Annotated in this window: 3 protein-coding genes; all 3 read right to left on the bottom strand. The window is 55.4% G+C overall.

Annotated elements, in window-relative coordinates; translation table 11 throughout:
• Positions 1–501: hypothetical protein (locus tag AC1DLB_RS28060; RefSeq protein WP_477786088.1), on the bottom strand; the 501-nt coding region annotated here is incomplete at its 3' end.
• Between the two features lie 364 nt (positions 502–865).
• Positions 866–1,186 carry a hypothetical protein gene (locus AC1DLB_RS28055; RefSeq protein WP_477744057.1) on the bottom strand — a complete coding sequence of 107 codons (321 nt, stop codon included), beginning with the start codon at positions 1,184–1,186 and terminating at the stop codon, positions 866–868.
• Positions 1,183–2,163, bottom strand: a complete 981-nt coding sequence (locus tag AC1DLB_RS28050; RefSeq protein WP_477744073.1) for an integrase domain-containing protein — start codon at positions 2,161–2,163, stop codon at positions 1,183–1,185. The genes AC1DLB_RS28055 and AC1DLB_RS28050 overlap by 4 nt, the downstream gene beginning before the upstream one ends.
• Positions 2,164–2,253 lie beyond the last annotated feature (90 nt).

Below are 2,253 nucleotides of genomic sequence, written 5' to 3'. Positions count from 1 at the left end.
ATATGGCATATCCATAGGAGGTAAGCTTGGATTTATGCCTCCCTTTGACTCAGCCTCGACAAAATCACCGCGAATTTGGTAAAGCTCTTGTGGAGTAATATTTCTGATCAGCGTTGCATCGGCTGGCACATCACCTTGATGAGAAACATTGATTTTCAGTGGGTCGCCAACCAAAAAAACTTTTGATTTTGAGTTTGGGCGAACAAAAGAGCGCCAATAATCATAGTTGATTAATGGGTCCGCCTCAGAGTCTAGCTCTCTGATAGAATATAAATTATCCGAGCCTTTATTCCCGGTGCGCGTAAGAAATCCTGCGAAGTAATCCTCTATAAATCGTGTAACGCCGCCTTTGCCTGTAGGGTATAACTCACGAATGTCGAGCTCAGGCGTTAATTTGCGAATCAACTCACCAAAAACAGCTCCTGTAATTGTTTTACCAGAACGGTTATCTAAGGAGACCTTGATCAGATTTACAGCGGCGTCCACTTCAGTCTGGTTCATTTCAAACCCTCAAAAGATAAAGGCCCGCCAATATGGCGAGCCTTTAATTTTATAAACTACCATCTTTAAGGAACTAAATTAGTAGTAAAATTCTTGCAAAATCTCCTATAGACTTTGTGCCAGTATAGGCGTCTACCTCTATACCGCGCTACCATGTCCGCAGAAGGTGCCGAATGGTCATCCAGTGCTCTCTAAAGCCTCCTGTCCCTTCGGTCGCATCGATCGATTGCTGACGTCGAAGGGGCACTGCATGTCAATCATAGCTCGAACGAAACCTCACATCAACTGAAGACACACCTTCCATGCATACTCTGCCAGTCTTCAGTTAGCGAGATAAAAATCGTTCTGGTGCCGAGAGCGCTTGTCATGGCGCTCGACCGATTAGCTTGCGCTCGGCTTGCCAGGCGTTGCTCATCAGCATTTCTCGGTCATTCCCTAATCGCTTCCAGACCAATAGGGCGGTGAGCCGATAGTAATACCGGGTGGCGTCGGAGTGGTCTTGCAGCTGATGTGTGAAAAACCAGCGGACATGCTTGAGCTGCCAGGTCCAGGGGGTATCGCGTTGCCATCGCTGTTGGATGGCCGCTTGCATGATCCGAGCTTGCCGTAGGTGTCGTTGCTGCGTGACCTTTGAGCCATTCAGTACGCCGCTCAGGAACAGTGCCATATCGAACGGCTTTGTCACGTTCGACCTCCAATGTAGGCCGAAACCACATCGATCCGGTTATGCCCGAGCTCTAGGCTTATTTGTTGGCGCGCCTGTTGATCAAGGTCGCGGTCAATGCGATAGCAGTGGCCACCATTGACCGGAGCGGCGTGCCCCGTGAGCTGCTCGTAACGTTCGCAGGCGTAGGCTGCGCGCAGTTCATGGAAACCCTTCAGCCCTTGTTCATGCAGCGTTTCTCGGGCGGGGAGCACGGTCTGTTGCAGAAACGCGGCGTAGCTTTCGTCGCGGGCCAGCAAGTTGCGGCTGCCGGTCGGCGATGCCTGACGAGCCAACTGCAGGGCCGCTTTCACCTCTTCCTTGGCCACAATCCATCGCGGCGCTGAAGCCCCTGAGCGGCCGCCTTTGGTGCCGTCCTGGATGTTGATGCGGCCTAAGTGTTCGGCTTCGCGGTGCAGTCGTGGCAGGTCAGCCAGGATCGCTTCGCGCAGGCGCATACCGGTTGTTCGGGCCAACAGGACAATCGCCGCCACCCGCTCGTGTTGCTGTTCGCCAAGCGCCTCGAGTACTCGCCGCACCTGTTGGTGGTCTTGGCCATCCGGCGCGCGGGTGCGTACGGTCGAACGCTGCTGTCCCAGCGCCTGACTCGGGCTGGCGATCCTCACGTCCTGATCACCGCGCAGCGCAGCGAGGGTGCGGTTGACGCTGCTCAGGCGGTTCTGCGCGGTCGCGATGCAGAGTTCACCTTGCTGGATCTGCTGGCGCAGATACGCGGCGTAGTCTTGCAGCGTCCGGCGATCGATCTGGCGCGCATCGTTGTAACCGGGGCCGCCCTCCGACCGACACCAACGCACGAACGCTTGCCAGCGATCGCTATGCGCTTTGACCGTGGCGAAGTGGCCGCCGGCAAACAGATCCTTGAGCGCTTGTGGGCCGGCGTAGCTCAGCTGGCGGCCATAGCCAAAGTTGCGACCATCACGCCGACCGACCAGAGCCATCATCATCACCGTTTTCGTTTGTTTGCAGAAAGAGCAGCAGGGCTTTCCAGTGGGGGCTGAGCCTGTCCACCTGCTGCCAGTGTGTCGGGC

The organism is Pseudomonas sp. 05N434, assembly GCF_056396965.1.
This window is presented reverse-complemented; position numbering and strand designations above follow the sequence as displayed.

Bases quoted from the DNA above. Each gene is read 5' to 3' on its own strand.
- AC1DLB_RS28050 (WP_477744073.1), bottom strand. From the start codon at position 2,163: ATGGCTCTGGTCGGTCGGCGTGATGGTCGCAACTTTGGCTATGGCCGC.